Genomic DNA, 16,407 nt, shown 5'->3' with positions numbered 1-16,407 from the left:
ATTTTATCCCCAATTTTATAATTTGCGCGGATTACAATGTCATTTTTTTAATTATGATATTTTTTTTATATTAGTTTAAGTCATATAATAATGTATAGGTATTTATCTATTTCTATTTTTTATATTTTTCTATTTACACCCCTGGTTTTAAATGGAACAAACTTTTCTACCCCCAACTATTCAAGCATAAAGAAAGATTATAAAATTACTTTATCAGAGGACTACTCCTATGAAATTGAAATCAATCAGGTAACCACCATCTATGACAAAAAAGGATTATCACATGCATCCTATCACTTTATCATAGATCAATTCACCAGCTTAGATAATTTTGATCTGAAGGTAATAGATCCCATAAAGGAAAAAACCATAAAGAAAATAAAAGCCAAAGACCTTCAAGAAAGAGATTTAATAACAAGTGGCAGTATTTATCAAGATTTAACCTTAAAACAATTCAACCTGCAGTCATCTTCTTTTCCGGTAAGGGTTGAAATGAAGCTAAAACTTAGAAAATCAGGTAATTTCTATTTCCCTTCCTGGAGGCCACAAAATTATTACCATCAAAAAGTAGAGCAAGCACGCTTGGAAGTAAACTATCCGAAATCCCTAGGGATTCGTTATAAAACCCAGCAATTTGAGGGAGTTTTCGATGACAATTCCCTAGGTGACAAACAAACGCTAGTTTGGACAATAAATGACCTCGCTCCTGTTCCTGAGGACACGGAAGAAACAGATTTGGCTAAAATATCTTTAGCCCCCGAAAAATTTGGCATGGATGGATTTGAAGCAAGAATGGACACATGGAAGAATTTCGGTCTGTGGTTTTACCAATTAAATCAAGGTAGAACCAAACTTCCGGAAGGGTTCAAACAAGAGCTTCAGGAAATGGTCAAAGACACCGATAGTTCAATTGAAAAAATTCAAATACTATACGCCTACCTACAGAAAAACTACAGGTATGTAAGTATACAATTGGGCTTGGGAGGTTGGCGTCCTATGGAAAGTGAAGAGGTGCTTTTTAAGAAGTATGGGGATTGCAAAGGTTTGACTTTATTTATGCAATCCATGCTATCAGAAGTAGGTATTTCTTCGGATTACACTTTAGTAAAAGCAGGGGAAAATGCCACTTTTGACGAAGATTTTCCTTCAAATCAATTCAATCATGCCATCTTAAGGGTAAGAGCCGGTGATAAAAAATATTGGTTGGAATGCACATCAAGCCATTTACCTGCCGGATTTTTGGGTTCATTCACAAGGAACCGAAAAGTACTGGTCATAACGCCGGAAGGTGGTGAAGTAGATCAAACCCCTACTTATTCTGATCCTGACTTTAACACCACTGTAGTTAATTCCTCTATCCTTTTACAACAAAATGGGAATGCTGAAATAAAAGGAACATTGTTGCAGAAAGGATTCCCGGCCGAAACTACTGTCATGAAAACATATGACAAAAAGGAGGATGAGATTACCAACCTTTTCAATGGTCAAATAGGCGGAAATGGCTTAATAATTAATGCCCTAAGTTTGGATAAAAAAATTGAATGGCAGGATATTCAAACTCAAATTAACTTCTCAGGAATGATTCAAAGGTATTACAAAAGCACCGGTAAACGAGTATTCATTCCTATATCATGGCACACTTGGGAACCTAACTTGGAAAACACAACCGGACTTTACATTGAAGAAGTAAACATTAAGAAGCATCGCTCCTTAAACGCAGAATCAATCCCCCCATCCCTATCCATCACTGAGGACAATTATGAACTTAAAATGGAGATTAAAATTGATGATGAAAATATATTGATAAAAAAACACATACAATTCACTGACACCGATCGGCTCTCTAAAGAAGAGCAAGGAGACCTACTCATAGCATTAAACAAAAAAATACAAGGAGAATTAGTTTTCACCAAACAATAACACCATGACTTTTTCAAAATTTACAATAGGATTACTTATACTACTCATTTCTCCAAATTTTATATTTTCACAAGAAATGCGCTTTGGTAAATACAATGATGCTGAATTTATATATAGTGAGGTGGAATTTGAACCGGAAGCAGATGCTGTAGTTTTGCAGGAAGCCAGTTACAACATGTTTTTGGGAGTTGTATTGGAAAGCAAAATACACCGGCGAATAAAAGTCTTAAAGGAAAGTGGGAAAGAACAGGCAAATGTCACATTGAAATACTATAAAGGAGATGACCGTATTCAAGATATTTATAAAATAAAAGCCCAGACAGTAAATTTTGTCAATGAAGAAATTCAAATTGAGAAATTATCTAAATCAGATTTTTATGAAGTAGATGCGGGTAATGGATGGATGGAAATCAGATTTACCTTTCCACAAGTTCAAGTAGGCTCTATTATCGATTTCACCTATGTAAAGGCAGATAAGTCCATTCTATCAATTGATGGTTGGGTTTTTCAAAATGAAATCCCAACGCTAAAATCAATCTATGACATCACCTTTCCGGATTTCATTTGGTACAAGTCTTTGAAACAAGGAATTAAAACCATTTCCCATGATTTCAAAACAAAAACTAAAGGCAATTTTAGATGGGAATTGGACAGTCTAAAAGGCTTCACTACGGAACCTTATATGACTCATTTCCAAGATTATTTGGAAAAAGTAAGTTTTCAGCTAGAGGGCTATGAATATAGAGAATTGGATAGTTTTGGCACGGATTTAAATCAAACTAAATCACTTTTTGATACTTGGCAGGATTTAACAGACTTCTTTGCAGATCGCTTAGAATTTAAAACCTACTTGACCCCAAAAAAGAAAACACGCCAAATTACAGGTCTGGGTAGTGAGGGAAAAGACACTTTACAGCTTGCCAAGGACATCTACGAACATGTTAGTAATGAATACAATTATTCAGGAATATCTGCCATCACTCCTTCAAAAGATTTTTCGGAAATTATCGAAAGTAAAAATGGAAATAGGGCAGAAATAAATTTGTCTCTCTTGGCTCATCTTAGAAATCATGGCATTATAGCCTATCCCGTTTTAATAAGTAGCAAAGGAAATGGAAGGTCCAATCTTGTACCTTTCCCTTTTGTAGACCAGTTTAATCAATTAATTGTAGTCGCCTCCATTGCCAATAAAGTATATTATTTAGACGCCACGGATTCATCCATCCCTTTTGGGTTTCTCCCTTCTCAATTTCTAGTCAATCAAGGTTTTCTTATGCTTGAAGAGAATAGTGGACTAATTGATATCCAAAGCCATCACTCATCAGGCTATTACGTTTTTGACAATATTCTTATTGAGGATGAGTCATCCTTAAAAAGAGAAACTGCCGTTAAAGCCATGGGCTTTGATGGTGTATATAATGCAGGCCTATTTAAGGCAGAAAATAGCTCAAGTGCTGCACTAAAGGAAAAGTTGATCACCTACCAACAGGAAAATCTTAATCCTGTCTTTGTCTTTGAAAAGAATCCAAAATCAAACTATACCATCATAAAGTATACAACAACGAAAGATATAGACGAAAGTCAAAACTTGTATGTAAACCCATTTCAGTTATTGAGATGGGAACCCAACCCATTTGTGAGATCCACTCGAACATTTCCAATCGATTTTGGTTACCTATTTACTGACAGGTATGGGGCTAAAATCGAAATCCCTGCCGGCTATACTTTAGATGACTACCCTGAAGATGTCTCCATGACCTTACCCAGTGGGGCCATGTCTTTTTCATACAAAGTCAATATTATCAATGAGACGGCCATTATAAATTCAGTAATCAATGTTTCCAATCAACTCATTGGACCTCAAGAGTACCCTGACTTAAAATACCTCATTGACATTATTTCCAGTAAATTTAAAGAACCATTGGTTTTTGTAAAAAACCAAGCTATGTCACCTGAAAGTAATTCCGCTGAATAAACCAATCTTACAGCCCTACTATAATCAAGTGATTCAAGATTATCAATAAGTAAATAGTAGCATATTGTTGGTTAATTCCTGCATTTTTTACTTTTTGCATTCCCAAAATTACTAGCGATATACCTATGAAAATTATCAGTTGTGAACGTCCGGGCGAGTTTGTGTCAAAAGAAGCTGAAAAACCACAGGCCAAGGCCGGAGAGGTTATGGTAAGGATACAACAAATAGGGGTTTGTGGCACCGATTTACATGCCTTTGCAGGCAATCAAGCCTTTTTCACCTATCCTAGAATCCTTGGACATGAAATAGCTGCCAAGGTTGTAGCTGCCAATGGCAGCTCTATGAAAGAGGGAGAGCCGGTGGTTGTCATCCCTTATTTAAACTGTGGTGAATGTGGGGCCTGCAAAGCCGGAAAAACCAATTGCTGCGAAAACCTGAAAGTATTGGGCGTTCACACCGATGGAGCCATGCAAGAGTACATGGCCTTACCCGAGTCAATTCTTATCCCTACCCCTCAATTGACTTGGGATGAAATGGCCATTGTTGAGCCCCTTTCTGTCGCAGCACACGCTGTTAAACGGGCCGGAATTAATAAGGGGGAGAAAGTATTGGTGATGGGCTGCGGCCCCATAGGATTGGCCATTATGGTTTTTGCAGCGTTGGCCGGTGCAGAGGTAACAGCTTTGGACATTAATCCCTGGAGATTAAACTTAGCCAAAACAAAGTTTAAAGCACGCCATAGCATCAACGCATTGGAAATAGAAAAGAAACCTTCACTCAAAGAAAACTATAAAAATCAATACAGCTTTGTATTTGACGCTACAGGAAACAAAGCGGCTATGGAGGCAGGCCCTTTTTATGCAGCGCATGGAGGCAGTTATATTTTAGTTGGCTTGTATAAGGATCAATTGGCTTTTCACCACCCTTCAATTCATGCCAAAGAATTGAGTATACTTTGCAGTAGGAATGCAACGAAGAAAGATTTTCTGGAGGTTATCAGCACCTTAACCCAAAAACAATTCCCTACAGCGGATTACACTACGAATAAGTTTGGGTTTACACAAACAAAGGAAAAGTTTCCTGAGCTTACCAAAGCTGACAATCAGGTTATCAAAGCCTTAATTAATTTTCAAAATATTACCATTTAAAAATTCCTAACACCGATTATACATTGGCTTTTGTAACTTGATTTATTTATTTGCGAAATTTGTGCATTAAATGAAGTCATTGTATGAATAGGTTTTCTATTTTAATTCTTAGCATTGTTTTTTCAATCTGCCCCTTACTTACCCAAGGTCAGGTAAGTAGTGGGTATCAGGTTTTAAAAACCAACAATGCTTTTATTATTACGCCCTATGCTATCGATTTCACGAGAATAGATACTGAGGGTATGAGTCTAGAATGTTCGACAACTAACCTTAGTAACGAATTAAATTTTAGTCATATTTCAAATTATTTTGATGAGGATACCCAAATCCTTTTTAGAAACATAAAAATTCAGGCAAGGGTGTACATAGACATTTCAGGCACCATTCAAAACCTTTATTTCATTTCGGAAAATGATCCCGAGAATTATTCCATAGACTTTAATGAATTGGCAACCACCATTAAAAGGAAACTTAAAATTGACCGGAATAAGGAATGTCTCACTGAAATGGAAGACAAATTTATTTCTTGGTACATCCCTCTCTTCCAGTATTAGGCTTAAAACCTTGCTGTATTACTAAATAACACCTTAGGAAGTTCATCTTCTAATGCTTCCCTAGAACTGAATACTCAGAATAAATTATTATGGAGTAATAGGTATAAAAAAAGCCCGAATAAATCGGGCTTTTTGATTTTTAGATAGGTTTATTTCTATTTTAGAAATAACATTTCTCTGTATTTTACTAGTGGCCATGATTCATCATCCACTAACAATTCAAGCTTGTCGACCGCATATCTGATTTTATCAAAGAAGGTTTCTTTTACATCAGAGCTATAAAGTTTCGCTTTAATAGCAATATCCTCTTCTTTATTAACCCTTTTCCTTGCTTCAATCATATTACCGACATCAGCCTTAAGTGATTCAATATGTCTAGATATTTCCTCAATTGTTTCTATGGCTGCAGAATTATCCAATCCTAAGCCTTTCAAACCATTGGCATTCGTAATCAGCTTGTTTTGGTAAAGAATGGCTGTTGGAATAATATGGTTCAAGGCCAAATCTCCCATCACACGAGATTCGATTTGAACTTTCATTATATAGTTTTCCAAACGAATCTCATGTCTTGCATGCAATTCTCTTTCATTCAATACTTTATGTTTGCCGTAAAGCTCAGTAACCTTCTTAGAGATTAGTACATCAAGTGCTTCAGCTGTACTCTTAAGGTTAGAAAGTCCTCTTTTCTCAGCTTCATTGGCCCACTCTTCAGAGTAACCATCACCTTCGAAACGTACTTTTTTACTATCCTTAATGTATTTTCTAAGTACATTAACAATGGCAAGTTTCTTTTCTTTACCACCACTAATTTCCTTATCAATATCTTTCTTCATATCCTGAAGAACATCAGCAACAATCACATTCAAAGCTGTCATTGGTCCTGCAGGATTTGCAGTAGAACCTACAGCTCTAAATTCAAATTTATTACCTGTGAAAGCAAATGGAGAAGTTCTGTTTCTATCTGTATTGTCAAGTATGATTTCAGGAATTTTAGAAATTCCCAATTTCATGTACATATTGTCTCCTTTTTCAATTTTCAGGTTACCATTTTTCTCTAATTCATCAAGAATACTGGTAAGGGTACTACCTAAGAAAATAGAAATTATAGCTGGAGGAGCCTCATTGGCACCTAGTCTAAAATCGTTTCCTGCAGAAGCAATGCTTGCTCTAAGCAAATCAGCATTTTCGTATACAGCTTTGATCGTTGCTACCAAAAAGCATAAGAATTGAAGATTTTCTCTAGCGGAATTACTAGGTTGGAAGAGGTTGACACCTGTATCAGTAATCAAAGACCAGTTGTTGTGTTTACCACTACCATTCAATCCTGCAAATGGTTTCTCATGGAAAAGGACTTTAAGACCATGCTTCTCAGCCACTTTTTCCATAACTTCCATCAGTAGTAGGTTATGGTCAGTAGCTTTATTGATATCTTCAAATAATGGGGCTACTTCAAACTGTCCAGGTGCTACTTCATTGTGACGTGTAGAAACAGGAATCCCTAATTTCAAGGCCTCAATTTCAAAGTCTTTCATGTATTCCTTAACTCGAGAAGGAATAGATCCGAAGTAATGATCATCTAATTGCTGACCTCTTGCAGGGTTGTGACCAAAAACTGATCTTCCAGCCATTACAAGGTCAGGACGTGTTGCATAAAGCGCTCTGTCTACAACAAAATATTCTTGTTCTACACCTAATGAAGGGTTCACTTTTTTGACATTTCTGTCAAAAAGTTGACAAATCTCTACAGCCGCTGAATTGATGGCTTCTGTAGACCTGATAAGAGGAGTTTTAAAATCCAGGGCTTCACCTGTATAAGAAACAAATATAGTAGGGATGCAAAGGGTTTGATCAAATATGAAGATCGGTGAGCTTGGATCCCAAGCTGTATAACCACGTGCTTCAAAAGTCGTCCTTATTCCACCATTTGGAAAAGAAGAAGCATCAGGCTCTTGTTGTACCAAGGTACTACCTTTGAATCTCTCCATTCCAGACATTGCGTCGAAAAAAGTATCATGCTTCTCCGCAGTTGATCCCGTTAATGGTTGAAACCAGTGCGTATAGTGCGTTGCTCCTTTAGACATGGCCCATCCTTTAACTGCAGTAGCGATTTCATCTGCAGTGGACATATCAATTTTTGTTCCTTTTTCAATCGCGGTTTTGACTTTTTTAAATACAGGACTAGCTAAGGTTTCCTGCATTTCTTTTAAGCCAAATACATGAGATCCGAAATAATCAGAAATTTTTAAAGAAGGTGCTACTGCATTGACCTTAGATCTGCCTTGCACTTTCATTAACGCTTTTTGTCTTAATGTTGCCATTTGTATAGTTTATGGTTTAAAAACTAATTACAAAATTAGAAAAATAAATGAGTTTTTCTCTATTATGGTCATTTTTAGAGGTGATTTTAGTAATTTTTACATTATTGACAACAAACGTGCCTGAAATATCCATCAGAACTAGTGTTTTTTTTCATTTCCGCCAAATTTATTGCAAAAATGGAAAACTCAATGATATTCACTAAATTTGCACTGAAATAAAAGAAATCAAAAGTTTGAAAAAAGTAGCATTCTATACCCTCGGTTGCAAATTAAATTATGCAGAAACCTCCACTATCAGCCGTATGTTTGAAAAAAAGGGCTATTTGAAGGTTGGCTTTGAAGAATCTCCCGACATTTTCATCATCAACACCTGTTCAGTAACGGAAAATGCTGACAAAAAGTGTAAGAAGATCGTCAAGGAAGCTAAGAAAATATCTCCCAATGGGTTCATTGCCATTATAGGATGCTATGCTCAGCTCAAACCACAAGAAATCGCCACGATCCCCGGGGTTGATGCAGTTTTAGGAGCTGCGGAAAAGTTTCGGCTGATAGAACTACTTGACGATTTTTCTGTAGGGCAGGAAGCCAAGGTATACGCCTCTTCCATTGCAAAGGCTGATGAATTTAATAATGCCTATAGCATACATGATCGAACCAGGACTTTCTTAAAAGTACAAGATGGATGCAATTATGGTTGTGCCTTTTGTACTATTCCATTGGCAAGGGGTAAAAGCCGTAGTGACACCATATCTAATATAGTGGCAGCAGCCAATGAAATCGCTGTAACCGACGTTAAAGAAATCGTAATTACAGGAGTTAATATCGGGGATTATGGTATTCAGAATGGAAAAAGAAAAGAAAAATTTATTGACCTGATTCAGGCCTTAGACCAAGTTTCCGGAATTGATAGGTTTCGGATTTCATCCATAGAGCCAAACCTTCTGACCAATGAAGCCATAACTTTTGTTTCTCAATCTAAACATTTTGTCCCTCACTTCCATGTGCCATTGCAATCCGGAAGCAACACCATCTTAAGAAAAATGGGGAGAAGGTATTTGAGGGAATTGTACGAAGATCGCGTCAGTAAAATCAAAACGCTAATGCCTCATTGCTGTATTGGAGTAGATGTTATTGTAGGCTTTCCCGGAGAAACAGAAGCATTATTTCTTGAAACCTATGAATTCTTAAAAGAGCTCCCTATTTCCTACCTGCATGTATTTACCTATTCTGAGCGCGCCAATACAAGGGCTGCAGAAATGGAAGATGCAATCCCTATGAAAACTAGAAATAAAAGGTCTAAAATGTTGAGGATACTTTCTGAAAAGAAAAAAAGAGCTTTTTATGAAGAAAACATTGGCAGAACATACACTGTCTTATTTGAAGGAGATGTTGAAGATGGCAAAATGTTTGGCTTTACAGAAAACTATATAAGGGTAAGTGCAAAATACGATCCGCTTTTGATCAACGAACTCAAAAAAGTGACTTTAATCGGCATCAATGAGAAGGGAAGTATGGATGTTTTGGAACCTGAAATTGAAGAAATTCACCATTAGAAAAATAAATTGGTAACGTTAATCAACCGATAATCCGTCTAATCTTTAATTTTATAATTTTTATAGTGCTAGAATGAATTTCATGCGTTAAATTGGTTTTTAGAAAGATTTAATCCCTAATCCAATTTAATAAAATGATCATCCATTCTAGAAAGCTTCTCTTTACAGCACTTGTACTTTTGCTACAAATCAATTATTCTTTTTCTCAGAAAACCAAAAAGAAAGACTTTGACCCTTACCAAGCGGTAAAAATAGCTGATGATGGAAGCTGGTGCTGGTTTCAGGATGAAAGGGCATTATTAATTGACAATAAGGTTATCTTTACCGGAGTTACTTCCCAAGGTTATAACACGGTCAATGAGTGGAATTTAGATGACAATAGTTCAGCAACCACAATCATTACCGAAGGTTCGCTTCCTGCAGATGACCACAATGTGGGTTCACTTATGCTCAGGCCGGACGGTAAAATACTAACCGTCTACTCGGGCCACACTTATGATCCCTTTGTAAGACACAGAACCACCATCAACCCTTATGATATCAGTGAGTGGACTGAAGAGAAAGTCTTTACTGCCAATGCAAAAGTTTGTTATTCCAACACCTATTATCTTGAGGAGGCAGACATTACCTATAATTTCTTTAGAGGTAATGGAAACAACCCCCATTATATGGTTTCCGAAGATTTTGGTGATACATGGACTTTTGGTGGAAGGCTATTTGAATTTCCCGGAAGGTCTTATTTAAGGTATGCCTCAGATGGAAAAAACCGCATACACTTCATTACCACTGATGGCCATCCGAGGCATATGAACAACAACATTTATCATGGATATGTGGAGAATGGAAAGGCTTATAGATCGGATGGAACACTCGTAGGCCCACTAAGTACCACCGAGAACAGCAAGTTCCAACCATCAGATTTTACTTTAGTCTTCGATGGAGATCTTGAAACAAGAGAAGATGTAGGCTGGACCAGCGACATCCAACTGGATGAAAACGGTGAACCTTATTTCGTATTTACAGTGGCCAAAGATCCGGTAACAAGAGGTGAAAGGGTTAATGTTTCAAAAGGAGGATTTGACAATAGGTATCATTATGCACGCTGGGAAAATGGTAAGTGGATAGAAGATGAAATTGCCTACGCCGGCAGTCGATTGTATCCGGATGAGAATGAATACACAGGCTTAATAAGTCTAAACCCTAAAGACAAAAACATCCTTTATTTCTCTGCAGATGTTCACCCAGTATCAGGTGAACCCCTACTTGTGGATGGAGAAAGAAGATACGAAATTTTTAGAGGAGAAAGGTTAAATGAAAATAGCCCTTGGGAATTTACTCCGGTCACCTTTAATTCAAAAGAAAATAATATCAGGCCTATCGTTTTAGCCGATGACAAGCGAGAAATAGTATTGTGGTTGACCGGAAGGTATACTACTTATAAGGATTACCAGTTGAAGGTATATGGTAAAGTCATCAAGCAGAAAAAAAAAAGGTTGAAGAGAAAAAAAACAAGAAGATAACATTTTTGATCAGCAAGGATCCAAACAATTACGAAGCAGATCTTACTATTCCTTATTTTGCTATGAAACTAGCCAAGGAAAATGGATTTGAGACCAAAGTAATTCTAGGAGAGGGAGAAAGAAAAGCATTCAGGCTACCCGGATTGGAAAAAAATATGGACTGTGACCTTCTGGTCCTTTTCCTGCGGAGAGTGGCGCTTTCCTCTGAACAAATGCAACTGATCAAAAACCATATTGCTGAAGGAAAACCCATCTTAGGTATAAGAACAGCCAATCATGCTTTTTCGGTAACTGAAGAGAACATTCCTTCCGGATATGAAGATTGGTGGGAATTTGTACCCGAAGTATTGGGACATGAAAACAAGGGCTATGGAGCGGCAAGAGCAGCGACTCATATAAAGGCAGAAAAGAAGGTCGGAAAAGGAATATTGAAAGGCATAACTCAAAGTGAATGGCAAAGTCAGGGTAATCTCTATCTCATGGAAAATAGCCTGGATAAAAAAGCCAAAGTAATACTTAGTGGAACCTCTGATGGTAAGACCATGCCAATAGCCTATACGAGGAAATATGGGGATTCCAGTGTTTTCTATACTTCTCTGGGATATCCTACTGACTTTGTACACCCCAATTTTAACCAAATGCTAGTAAACGCAATAGACTGGACACTCAATATAAAATAAGCCAAGTACAAACTTATCCATTCGCATATGAAAAGCTTCATTTTAACTTACCAACCTATTTTAATCACCTCTTTACTGTTTTTATTTCTTGCCTTGGGTTATCAAACCAAAGCACAGAAAAAAATCGGTTGGAAAACGGGAACAGATAAAATCAACATCACCCCTTCCTCTTCACTATGGATGGCCGGTTATGGACATAGAGACCATACAGCAGAAGGCAAATATGGAGACCTCTGGGTAAAAGTACTGGCCATGGAAGATGCCCAGGGATACCAAACTGTGATTGTAACCTCTGATTTGTTGGGTCTACCAAAAAACCTCTCTGATGGAATTAGAAATGCTGCAAACAACAAATATGGACTTGAAAAATCACAGATTGTATTGAACAGCAGCCATACCCATTCCGCTCCTGTTCTTGGGAAATCCTTGTTTGATATTTATCCCATGAATGGTCAGCAACGCAAGGATGTAGCGCAATATACAGATCAACTGCAAAACGATATCGTAGCAAGTATTGGCAAGGCGCTTTCAAACATGAAACCTTCTCAAATATTTTCCAATAATGGAACGGCGCGCTTTCAAGTCAATAGAAGAAACAATAAAGAGAGTGAAGTACATTTATCTACAGATCTTAAAGGGCCTATGGACCATGCCGTTCCTGTACTTAAGGTGATGGATGACAAAGGCCAAATTACTACAGTCCTGTTTGGTTACGCCTGTCACCCAACAGTTCTTAGCGGTTACCAGTGGTCGGGAGACTATCCCGGCTATGCCCAAGAAGTAGTGGAAAAGAATTACCCAGGGGCGATGGCCATGTTTTTCCAAGGCGCCGGAGGAGATCAAAACCCACTGCCAAGAAGAACCTTACCCCTGGCCAAACAATATGGGACAGTCTTGGCAGCAACCGTCGAAAGAGTGCTTTCAGAGGATATGAAACCTTTAGATCCATCTCTAAAAAGTGCTTATACAGAAATAGATTTGGGATTGGAAGCTCCACCTAGCAAGGCCGAACTTAATAAAATCATCAGTGAGCAAAGCGGCTATATGAAAAGGTGGGCAATAAGAACATTAGGAGAAATAGAAGCGGGAAACCCGCTTCCTTCTGCCTACCCTTTTCCCCTTCAGGTAATTAAAATAGGCAATCAAGCCCTTTTCACCATGGGGGGTGAGGTAACTGTAGGTTATGCCAATCGCCTGAAAGAAAAGTATGGACCTGACATTTTTGTAATGACTTATACCAATGATGTTATGAGTTATATCCCTACTGAAATCATCCTCAAAGAAGGGGGATATGAAGGCCACACTGCTCAAATGGTTTATGGACTACCTAGTAAATGGAAGCCAGGCTTAGAAGAACAAATTCTTACAGCCTTTGATAAGTTGGCTGCAAAATTAGCCATTCAACCAATAAAATAAATCAAACCTTTTTCAGTAGACCCCATGAAGAAAACAAATCAGAAAATTATCGCTGTAATTGTCGCATTACTTTTAAGTAGCTCCCTTTCATTGGACTTATTTGCCCAATCCAACTCTTATGAAGTTTTGTTTGACGGGAAATCCTTGGAGAAATGGTGTCCAAAAAATGCACCTGGCTCTCCCGTAGAAGGTTGGAAAATTGAAGATGGAATGCTTTTTATGGAAGGTAAAGGAGGGGGAGATATTATCACAAAGGAAAAATACAGTGACTTTGAACTGGTTTTTGAATTCAACTTTACAGAAAGTGCCAATAGTGGTATAAAATATTTTGTAGACACCATTTACAATGAAAAAACCGGGAAGATGATGGTCAATGGTCCTGAATATCAGATCATTGATGACTACAATTATGAAGGAGTTAAAGATGATCCCAATGGAACAACTTCAACAGGAGCTGCTTACCTTTTCTATCCACCAAAAAACAAAGAATTAAAGCCCCATGGCTCATGGAACCAGGGCAAGATTGTAGCCAAAGGAAAAAAGGTAAGTCATTATTTAAATGGGAAAAAATTAGTGAGTTACACCCGAGGAAATAAAGATTACTTGAAGAAAAAATCAGAAAATAAGTTTAAAGATGACAATAAATATGGGGAGCTAAAAGAAGGACACATCTTGATAACAGACCATGGAGATAAAGTCTTTTTTCGAAACATTAAAATCAAAAAGTTATAGGAAAGAAAGTACCTTACTAATGGGTATCTGAAACAATTAATTTACCAATTGCTGATTAAGTACAGAAACTGTATTTAAATCAGCAATTGGCATTTTAATACAATTCCTTCCTTAAATAAAAACGGCTTATGACAGATATGTCAAGCCTAGGTTTCCATCAAAGGCTTTCTTTCTAGATTCAGGCCGATAATGCCTTTTCCACTTTAAGTATTGCTTTAATAGCTTGCTCTTATACTGTAATAGGCCATTCTTTCCCTCGAAGTTTTATTTATACTCTTCCAACATCAAAGAAGATTTTTGCTCGAAGGTATCAGCGATTTTAGAAGTCTTGGTCAAATCCCAATAACTTTGATCTTGCAACACCAATACTTGTGTGGCAACAATCCAGCTTTGCGTCCACCCCGTAAGGGTTCCCCATGCACCCCATCCTGCATCGGCATTTGAAGCCCAGTATTCCCATCTCTCATAATCAAAAGCTCTAAACCAAGCCCCATCAAGATCTTTTATCGTCTTACTTTTTACTTGAATCCTAGTTAAGAAGTCAGATAATTTCTCCAGTGCCTCAAAGTAAACAGGATTCCCGGTAGCATGAGCTGCTTCATTAAGGCTAAAGAAAGCAAAATTGCTGGTATACAACATGTCAGCTATTGGATCTCCATTTTCAAATATCAAAGGTGCTTCGTGCAAGCCATATTCTTGGTTTGAGGCTGTCCTGCCATATTTACCTTTATCTGCTCCTCCCAATTCCTCCATGATGGCCCCACTCTCTACCTGGTTCTCCAAAAGCTTACTTACAATTCTGTCCAACCACTCACGATGTTCAGGGGTATCTTCAACTTTCACCAACCATGCCAAGGGTAAAATCATTCTAGCCCTTTCCTGTTGGATCCCATTGGTCCAATGCCACTCCTCAGGATATTTGTCCATCATTATTTCTATTGCTTTTTTAGACTTGGCAAGCAAAGGCTCATATCCAGTTTTATCATAAAGCCACAAATAAATCGCCCACATCCAAGATTCAAAATGAGGGGCAGGATTAATTGTCTCTTGGTTCCAATAATGCTTCCAGCCCAAGCGTTGTAGGTTGGTATTGTTTAAACGACTACCTCTAAAACCATTTTTTCCGGTAGTTCTGAAATTTGCCATTATACCCGCAATCATTTCATCATTCCAAGCCTCTTTTTGCATATGGGCCATTGCGCCTATCACGCCAAGGATGGCCCTGGCATTGTCATCACCATAGTATACAAAAGGATGGGTATTAGACCAGCCTATCAACCCATAGGCTGCTGAATCCGGATCGCTCCGTGGTCCTGTGGTAAGGTTTTCCCTGTACAAGAATTCAATCAAATTTTCTGCCGGTAAATTGTATGCTGGATCGTCTAGTAAGCTGGCTGCAGCAGCAAGTGCATAGGCCCCCTCCCCTTGGACATCCGCCCTTATCCAATAGCGATATTGCTGTGTACCATCGTAAAAGATATTCGAAGAATGCCCCTCCAATAATCCCTCTGTCCCATCTCCTGACTGAAAATCTTCAGGAACCGGAGGACCAATGGGATTTGTACCATCACCTTGGTATTTTAACCAGTAATCTTTCCAATCTTCGGCGATGTAAAACTTTCCTTTTTCAAACCAATCCACCCCTTTTTTAACTGAATTAATTTTATCCTTACGGGTTATATTTTCGGAGGCATCAAAAGAAGGTTCTACCACCCGAGGCCAAGTATCAAAACTGAATTGCTTATCTTGAAGCGTAATTTCATTTATTATATAAGACCACAAAGCCTGCCATTGCGCTTCAGGTCCAAACCTTCCCTTAGCAAAATCCGACAATTTACTTAGGGCAATAAAGCCTTGGTCTTTTTTATACAATAAGGGGTAAGCAGGAACCCCTTCCAATCCATAGACAGCACTGTCAAGTCCTGCGACCTTAGCGACTACCACCAAGGGATCATTTACCTCTGAAGTAATAACATGACAATCATTGATGCCCAATATTTTCATGGGAGGAAGACCATTTCCAAATTGATCTGAAACCACTACAGCCCTTTCAAGCCTGGTCTTCAAAACTTCCCCATTGCTTTCCAAGCCTTCAAAATCTTCAGGGTACTCTATGAAATATTTAATGTTTTTTTCTTCTACCGTAGAGAAAAACGCATCGGGGATAGCTACCCTATTCTTAGGGTATTCGGTAGACAATACCAATAAGGCTTCACCGATATTCATCCCTTCAACGGCCGGCATTATATCGTTATGAAACACTAAGTCATAGCCCTCCCCGTTTAACCATTGAAACAGATCCGTGTTTTGGGATCCTACAATGTGAATCTTTTCTTTTGAGACTGATGTGCAAGAGGTGATAAGGATTGATAAAACTATAAAAAGCCAGTGTCTATACATAAAATAAATTTTTTACACTAAAAACCGCAATATAGAAGAAATACCCTTTTATTAGCAAGCTTAATCTGAAATTAGACACAATAATTATAGCGGTTATATTAGGTATCCGGAATAATAAATGACCTCGGAAAAATAGGGTGTTCAACCAAATATTCACAATGAAATTCTTATCTTTAAACAAACTGATATTT

Annotated in this window: 11 protein-coding genes; 9 read left to right on the top strand and 2 right to left on the bottom strand. The window is 37.8% G+C overall.

All coding sequences use genetic code 11. From position 1 onward, the window contains the following. Nucleotides 1–90: 90 nt before the first annotated feature. The 4 genes from Q4534_RS07555 to Q4534_RS07540 all read left to right on the top strand — a co-directional run bounded on the left by Q4534_RS07555 (nt 91) and on the right by Q4534_RS07540 (nt 5,597). Nucleotides 91–1,920 (top strand): DUF3857 domain-containing protein, encoded by a 1,830-nt coding sequence (locus tag Q4534_RS07555; protein ID WP_303612556.1) that lies wholly within the window; start codon nt 91–93, stop codon nt 1,918–1,920. A gap of 4 nt (nt 1,921–1,924) precedes the next feature. Further along, entirely contained in the window at nt 1,925–3,895 is a 1,971-nt protein-coding gene (locus Q4534_RS07550; protein ID WP_303612555.1) for a DUF3857 domain-containing protein, read from the top strand. Nucleotides 3,896–4,020: 125 nt separating this feature from the next. Continuing rightward, complete coding sequence (locus Q4534_RS07545) at nt 4,021–5,043, top strand: zinc-binding alcohol dehydrogenase family protein (protein WP_303612554.1); 1,023 nt, start codon at nt 4,021–4,023, stop codon at nt 5,041–5,043. Between the two features lie 83 nt (nt 5,044–5,126). Next, complete coding sequence (locus Q4534_RS07540; protein ID WP_303612553.1) at nt 5,127–5,597, top strand: hypothetical protein; 471 nt, start codon at nt 5,127–5,129, stop codon at nt 5,595–5,597. 155 nt (nt 5,598–5,752) lie between these two features. On the opposite strand, the gene Q4534_RS07535 is transcribed toward Q4534_RS07540, so the two are convergent. Then, nucleotides 5,753–7,915 carry a glutamine synthetase III gene (locus Q4534_RS07535; RefSeq protein WP_303612552.1) on the bottom strand — a complete coding sequence of 721 codons (2,163 nt, stop codon included), beginning with the start codon at nt 7,913–7,915 and terminating at the stop codon, nt 5,753–5,755. A 233-nt stretch (nt 7,916–8,148) separates the two neighbouring features. On the opposite strand from Q4534_RS07535, the gene mtaB reads away from it, so the two are divergent. The 5 genes from mtaB to Q4534_RS07510 all read left to right on the top strand — a co-directional run bounded on the left by mtaB (nt 8,149) and on the right by Q4534_RS07510 (nt 13,816). After that, nucleotides 8,149–9,468 (top strand): tRNA (N(6)-L-threonylcarbamoyladenosine(37)-C(2))-methylthiotransferase MtaB, encoded by a 1,320-nt coding sequence (mtaB, locus tag Q4534_RS07530; protein ID WP_303612551.1) that lies wholly within the window; start codon nt 8,149–8,151, stop codon nt 9,466–9,468. A gap of 134 nt (nt 9,469–9,602) precedes the next feature. Continuing rightward, the gene (locus tag Q4534_RS07525) at nt 9,603–10,988 is read left to right on the top strand and encodes a BNR-4 repeat-containing protein (RefSeq protein ID WP_303612550.1); all 1,386 of its coding nucleotides are present in this window, start codon (nt 9,603–9,605) and stop codon (nt 10,986–10,988) included. 62 nt (nt 10,989–11,050) lie between these two features. Beyond that, nucleotides 11,051–11,668 (top strand): ThuA domain-containing protein, encoded by a 618-nt coding sequence (locus tag Q4534_RS07520; protein ID WP_303612549.1) that lies wholly within the window; start codon nt 11,051–11,053, stop codon nt 11,666–11,668. Nucleotides 11,669–11,695: 27 nt separating this feature from the next. After that, nucleotides 11,696–13,084, top strand: coding sequence for a neutral/alkaline non-lysosomal ceramidase N-terminal domain-containing protein (locus tag Q4534_RS07515; RefSeq protein ID WP_303612548.1), 1,389 nt, complete (start codon nt 11,696–11,698; stop codon nt 13,082–13,084). Nucleotides 13,085–13,108: 24 nt separating this feature from the next. Further along, nucleotides 13,109–13,816 (top strand): DUF1080 domain-containing protein, encoded by a 708-nt coding sequence (locus tag Q4534_RS07510; RefSeq protein WP_303612547.1) that lies wholly within the window; start codon nt 13,109–13,111, stop codon nt 13,814–13,816. A gap of 264 nt (nt 13,817–14,080) precedes the next feature. Here Q4534_RS07510 and Q4534_RS07505 read toward each other — a convergent pair whose 3' ends face one another. Beyond that, nucleotides 14,081–16,216 (bottom strand): hypothetical protein, encoded by a 2,136-nt coding sequence (locus tag Q4534_RS07505; RefSeq protein WP_303612546.1) that lies wholly within the window; start codon nt 16,214–16,216, stop codon nt 14,081–14,083. Nucleotides 16,217–16,407 lie beyond the last annotated feature (191 nt).

The sequence above is a fragment of the Cyclobacterium sp. 1_MG-2023 genome (assembly GCF_030546805.1).
Lineage (GTDB): Bacteria > Bacteroidota > Bacteroidia > Cytophagales > Cyclobacteriaceae > Cyclobacterium.
This window is presented reverse-complemented; position numbering and strand designations above follow the sequence as displayed.